This is a genomic window from Pedobacter sp., assembly GCF_035566355.1.
GTDB lineage: Bacteria > Bacteroidota > Bacteroidia > Sphingobacteriales > Sphingobacteriaceae > Pedobacter.
The window spans coordinates 1-6,125 of record NZ_DATMRL010000628.1; the positions used below are offsets into that span (position 1 = coordinate 1).

Sequence of the window (6,125 nt, forward strand, 5' to 3'; positions counted from 1 at the left end):
ATGTGGCCAGGGGCATTTTAAAGAAGAGCTTAAAAATGTACCAGGATAATTATAGAAAAGCAGGTTAGACCTGCTTTTCTGGTGTTTTATCTGTGCTCTTTTTACTGATCAAAGTTATAACGATGGCCATTGCTACAAACAGAGCCCCAGCTACTGGTGTTGCACCAAGGCCAAGAGGAGAGGCAACAATTAGTCCACCCGCATAGGCACCGATAGCTATCCCTATATTAAAGGCTGCAATATTAAAAGCTGAAGCGATGTCTTCTGCACCAGGGACGCGTTTCTCTGCTGTTTGCACAACAAGTAACTGTAATCCGGGAACATTGGAAAAAGAGAGGGCACCCATGATAAACAAGGTGATTATCCCCACTAAGGTATAGTGGACAGTAAAAGCAAAAAGAAGCAAGATCAAGGTTTGTAAAACAAACATCCATAATAATGCTTTATGAGGGCGTTTATTGGAAACTTTTCCTCCAATTAAATTACCGAATGCAATGGCTATTCCATAAAGTAGTAGAATAACGTTTACCACAGATTCTGATAAATGGGTAAGTTCCTGCAATATTGGAGAAAGGTAAGTGAAGGCGACAAAGGTTCCTCCATAGCCAAGAATTGTCATGAGATACACGAGCAATAAATGTTTATTACTGATTACTTTGATAAGGTTGTTTAAAGAGATAGCCTTTTCGCTTTTAAGGTTTTTTGGTATTAGGACTATGCTGGAGATCAAACCTATAATCCCTAATATAGCAACGCCAATAAAAGTAGCTCTCCAGCCAAAGTGCTGCCCGATAAATGTTCCGAAGGGCACACCGGTAACTATAGCAATGGTTAGCCCGGAAAACATGATGGCAATTGCGGATGCCCTTTTTTCAACAGGTACGAGTGAAGCAGCTATTGTAGCTCCAACGGCAAAGAAAACGCCATGGGCGAAGCCGGTAACTATCCTGGCGAGGACCAAAGTATAGAATCCGGGAGCTATAGAGGCCAGTGCGTTTCCGATCGTAAACAACACCATTAAGGCAATTAATAACCTCTTACGGGGAATTCCACTGGTTAGGGCTGTAAGGATTGGAGCACCAATAGCAACTCCAATCGCGTAAAGGCTAACCAGAAGGCCTGCAGATGGTAGGGTGATTTTTAGGTCATTTGCTACTGTAGGTAGTAAACCAACAATTACAAATTCTGTTGTGCCAATGCCAAAAGCACTTATAGTTAAGGCCCATAGGGCTGCTGGCAATCTTTTTTTATGCTTATCCATTCTGAGTTCTAATGATCAGAACAAAGGTTGGTAAAACTCTTATATTATTAAAATAAGTTAATTTATACGTTTGTATCATTTTAATAATACAAACGTATGAACTAAAAATTTGCAATTAGCCGTAATAGCAAATATAGGAAGTGTCTGCATCACAATTTACTTCGAACTTATTTCCGGCAGCGATTTCAAATTCTTCTTGTGCTTTATATTCGATCCAGTCCTCATTTGGTGTTTTGACTTTTAATATACCCGTAATAACCACCATTTTTTCATGAGAAGAAGTAGAAAACTCATAGGTACCTGCTTTCATTACACCAACGGTCGCTTTTCCATGTTCTGTTTCCAGACCCAGGCTTTGTACTTTTCCATCAAAATAGGTGTAGTGTGGTAGTAGATTGTCTGTATTACTCATCTTTTTTTGTTTTTTACCAAATATATAAGATGAGAAACAAATATTCATTTGATAGTCATTAAAAGATTAATAGTTAATCTTTTAATTTGTAATATTTTATCGTATAATTGCTGTTCTATACTATACTATAGAATGACCAAATATAAACATTTAGATGACGTTGATCTTGTCGCCCTGCTTAGAGATGGTGATAAAATTGCTTATACGGAGATTTATAAGCGTTATTTTAATGTATTATTTGTACATGCCTATAAAAAACTAAACGATGATGAGGAAACCAGGGATCTGATCCAGGAACTGTTCACCAATCTTTGGGTCCGGAGAGAAGTATTCGTCCTGAACTCAAGTCTTGTTGCTTATCTTTTTACAGGTGTCCGAAACCGGGTTCTGGATCATCATGCACATAAAAGTGTAAAATCAAGGTATATTTCTTCGCTTCAACAATTTATAGATGTCGAAACAGTGGAAACGGATCACAGGGTTAGAGAAAAGGAGCTTCTCCATTCTATTGAGAAGGAGATTCAAGCCTTGCCCCGGAAAATGCGTGAAGTTTTTGAACTTAGCAGAAGAAGCCATTTTACACATAAAGAGATCTCTGAGCAATTACAAATTTCGGAGCAGACGGTTGCAAAGCAAGTCAGCAATGCGCTTAGAACCCTCCGTTGCAGATTTGGAGAAATGCTTTTAATCTTGTTTCTGATGTATTTTAAATAAAATTTCATTTTTTTCTACCTGTTGCGGTCCGCTTAACCGTTTGGTTATATATAGAGGGATGTATACCTAACCAAATATGAATAAAGCAGAGGCTGGCAAATTGCTGGAAAAATATCGGGATAAGACTTGTACGGAGGAAGAACTTGCACTATTGGAAAAATGGTATCTGGATCTCAAGGAACGTGAATTTGACCAACCGGAAGCGTACATGGATCGCATGGCCAGGGATATTTTTGAAAAATTGCCCATACACGACCGATCTGCTAAAGTTCGTTCTTTCCCAAGACTTGCAGCGGTGGCGGCTATTGTTATTGCCATATTTGCCGGCGGATATTTTTTTCTGGCACACCGGGATATCCAAACGCTCGATTCCAATACCATTCAACCAGGATCAAACAATGCGGTACTGATCTTATCTAACGGCAAGAAGGTTCTCTTAAATAATATTAAAACCGGAACGGTACTGACAGAAACTGGTGTTCGTATTACAAAGTCTTCTGATGGAAAACTTATTTATTCATTGGTTGCGGAAAAGAACAGCAATTCCACCTCTGATCGTTTGGAAATGAATACCATTCAAACACCTAAAGGAGGAAAATACCAGGTGAATTTGCCTGATGGCACTACTGTTTTATTGAATGCGGCATCTTCACTTCGGTATCCGTCACGTTTTTCTAAGGAGAAACGGGAGGTCGAGTTAACAGGAGAAGGTTATTTTGAGGTTGCTAAGGTTTTCAAAATTTCAAGCAATGGAAAAGATCATAAGGATAGGTTGCCTTTTATTGTAAAAACGGTCACCCAACGTGTGGAGGTATTGGGTACGCACTTTAATCTGAGCAGTTATAGTGACGAGCCCGAAGTTAGAACGACTTTACTTGAGGGAAGTGTTCAGGTGGCTGCACTATTGTCAAAGAAAGTTGAAACTTTAAAACCGGGCCAGCAGTCTATTCTCCAAGGTGGGGCTATAGAGGTTAAAGAAGCTGATCTGAACGCGGAGATGGCCTGGAAGAATGATGAATTTGTTTTTGCAAGTAATGATTTCCGCGCGGAAATGCGAAAGATAGCCCGCTGGTATGATGTCGATATTGTGTATACCGATTCTGCCCCCTTGGATGTGGATCTGGGCGGTTTTATATCCCGTTCAAAGAACATCTCAGCTGTGCTTAGGTTGATAGAATTAACAGGAAAAGTTCATTTTAAAATTGAAGGGAGGAGAATTATCGTTACAAAATAACTACTTAATATCTACAGATCAGAATAGCCCATTAGGGGCTTTTCACCAGCTCTAACAGGCATAAATAAAGAAAAAGCCAGCAGTGCGGCAAACACAACTGGCTATATATTACCTGATCGAGTCGAAATAAAACCACTTATTAACTTCTAACCAGATTAACCAAATGTATGAAAATTTTACCGGGAACCATGGGCTAGCCATGCGGCGTTTCCATAAGTTATTATTTATTATGCGGCTAATTACTGTATTTTTAATAGCATCGCTGATGCAGGTAAGCGCCGCGGGCTTCGCCCAGCGTATTACACTGTCTGCAAAAAAAGCACCTTTAGAAAAGATATTCCGGGATATTCATGATCAGACCGGCTATGACTTTTTGTATGGGAGAAAAGTATTGAGTACCAAGAAACCAGTTGATATCCAAGTCAGTAATAAGAGCCTTGAAGAAGTGCTCAAGATATGTCTTGCAGGTCAGTCGCTGGAGTATGTTATAGAGGATAAGACTGTCCTGATTAAAGAAAAGCAAAGCCAGCGGGTTGCTGAGGAACTAAGGGTTAATGTTGAAAAACAAGATAAAATAACGATCACGGGTAAGGTAACAGATACCCTGGGTTTACCTCTTCCTGGTGTAGTGATTGCTGCAGTTAACAAACCTAATTTGGGTACGCAGACAGACAATAATGGAAAATTTGTTTTGGATGTGGAGCCGGGTACCTTGCTGAGATTTTCTTATGTTGGATATAAAGAGCAGCGCTTTACCGTTTCTTCTACAACAAGGGTTATTAATATTCGTTTGCAAGAGAACAATATTCAGGCAGATGAGGTTGTGATTACTGCTCTTGGGCAAAAGCAACGAAAGGAAGCAATCGTTGGCTCAGTAACAACAGTCCGCCCAGGTGATCTTAAAGTCCCTTCCAGCAATTTGACGGGTGCCATGGCAGGCAAAATTGCTGGTGTTATTGCCTTTCAGCCAAGTGGGCAGCCGGGCCAGGATAATGCTAATTTTTTTATCCGTGGGGTAACTACATTTGGTTATAAGAAAGATCCTTTGATCCTGATTGATAATGTGGAGATGACCTCTTCTGATCTTGCCCGTCTGCAAGTGGACGATATAGAGAGCTTTTCTATTCTTAAGGATGCGAGCGCTACAGCCTTATATGGTGCCAGGGGTGGGAACGGAGTTATTCTGGTGAAAACGAAGGAAGGCAAAAACGGAAAAGCACAGATAAATTTTAGATTGGAAGGTTCTTCATCTGAATCTGTAAAAAGTTTAGAGCTGGCCGATCCGATTACTTATATGAAGCTTTTCAATGAGGCTACAATGACAAGGAATCCCTCAGCGATATTGCCTTATACACCAAATAAGATAGCCAATACCATTGCCGCAATGAAAGGTCTGCCAGGAAGTAATGCTTTTGTTTACCCTGCAGTAAACTGGATGGATATGCTGTTTAAGAAAAGAACAAGCACTGAAAGAGCCAACCTGAATATTTCTGGCGGCGGTGGAGTGGCACGCTATTATATAGCTGGTTCTTATACGAACGACAATGGAATATTACGAACCGACATTAGAAATAACAACAACAATAATGTAAGCTTTAAAAATTACCAGTTGCGGTCAAACATCAATATCGACCTTACTCCAAGTACGGAACTCATTGTTCGTTTGTCTGGTAATTTTAATGAATATGTGGGGCCGATGACCAATGACCCATCGTTTGCTACTGATTTGTATAATATTGCTACGCATACCAGTCCTGTTGATTTTCCAGCCTATTATGAGCCAGATGCTGCCAATGCGGGTGTACAGCATATTTTATTTGGTAACAATACCGACGGAACGATCCTGCCAGACGGAACTACGCCACCCACGAATGGGGACGTGAAGAACATTAATCCTTATGCGGCCTTGTTAAGAGGAAACAGAAGATTCTCTGAATCAAGAATGCTTGCACAACTGGAACTGAACCAAAAGTTAGATTTTTTGACTAAAGGACTAAATTTCAAAGGTATTTTTAGTACCAACAGGTATGCAAGATTTGAATCTCAGCTAGCCTATGCACCTTATTTTTATAATGTTCAAGCTTATGATAAGGCCACAAATCAATATACTTTAAACTGGATCAACAATAAACCAGATCAGGCCAGGGAGTATTTAAATTATTATGCCGGGGCCAGTACATTAAATACTTTTCTATACCTGCAGGGGGTTATAGACTATACCAAAGACTTTGGAGAAGATCATAACGTAAGTGCTGCTTTAATTGGAACACAACAACAGCAACTGAATGCCAATGCTTCTACACTATTTACCTCTTTACCTTACCGGAATTTAGGCTTGTCGGGACGTGCAACTTATGCTTACAAGAGTCGTTATTTCCTCGAGTTTAACTTTGGTTACAATGGGTCGGAACGTTTTTCTGAAAATCATAGATTTGGTTTCTTTCCTACAATCGGAGCTTCATGGATTGTTTCGGGCGAGAAGTTTTACGGAAATCTCTCTAATG

5 protein-coding genes are annotated in these 6,125 nt (G+C 40.0%); 3 read left to right on the forward strand and 2 right to left on the reverse strand.

Going from position 1 to position 6,125, the window contains the following annotated elements; genetic code table 11:
- Positions 1-64: 64 nt before the first annotated feature.
- On the reverse strand, positions 65-1,261 hold the full coding sequence (locus tag VNZ46_RS24570; protein WP_325563561.1) for an MFS transporter: 1,197 nt from the start codon (positions 1,259-1,261) through the stop codon (positions 65-67).
- Positions 1,262-1,376: 115 nt separating this feature from the next.
- On the reverse strand, positions 1,377-1,673 hold the full coding sequence (locus VNZ46_RS24575; RefSeq protein WP_325563563.1) for a pyrimidine/purine nucleoside phosphorylase: 297 nt from the start codon (positions 1,671-1,673) through the stop codon (positions 1,377-1,379).
- Positions 1,674-1,805: 132 nt separating this feature from the next.
- On the opposite strand from VNZ46_RS24575, the gene VNZ46_RS24580 reads away from it, so the two are divergent.
- The 3 genes from VNZ46_RS24580 to VNZ46_RS24590 all read left to right on the forward strand — a co-directional run.
- Positions 1,806-2,387: an RNA polymerase sigma factor gene (locus VNZ46_RS24580; protein ID WP_325563565.1), complete on the forward strand. Its 582-nt coding sequence runs from the start codon at positions 1,806-1,808 to the stop codon at positions 2,385-2,387.
- 76 nt (positions 2,388-2,463) lie between these two features.
- Positions 2,464-3,621, forward strand: coding sequence for a FecR family protein (locus VNZ46_RS24585; protein WP_325563567.1), 1,158 nt, complete (start codon positions 2,464-2,466; stop codon positions 3,619-3,621).
- A gap of 163 nt (positions 3,622-3,784) precedes the next feature.
- Positions 3,785-6,125: SusC/RagA family TonB-linked outer membrane protein (locus VNZ46_RS24590; protein ID WP_325563568.1), on the forward strand; the 2,341-nt coding region annotated here is incomplete at its 3' end.

What these genes read in the sequence shown, in the direction of transcription:
- VNZ46_RS24570 (WP_325563561.1), bottom strand. Translation starts at nt 1,261, where the DNA reads ATGGATAAGCATAAAAAAAGATTGCCAGCAGCCCTATGGGCCTTAACT.
- VNZ46_RS24585 (WP_325563567.1), top strand. Translation starts at nt 2,464, where the DNA reads ATGAATAAAGCAGAGGCTGGCAAATTGCTGGAAAAATATCGGGATAAG.
- VNZ46_RS24580 (WP_325563565.1), top strand. Translation starts at nt 1,806, where the DNA reads ATGACCAAATATAAACATTTAGATGACGTTGATCTTGTCGCCCTGCTT.
- VNZ46_RS24575 (WP_325563563.1), bottom strand. Translation starts at nt 1,673, where the DNA reads ATGAGTAATACAGACAATCTACTACCACACTACACCTATTTTGATGGA.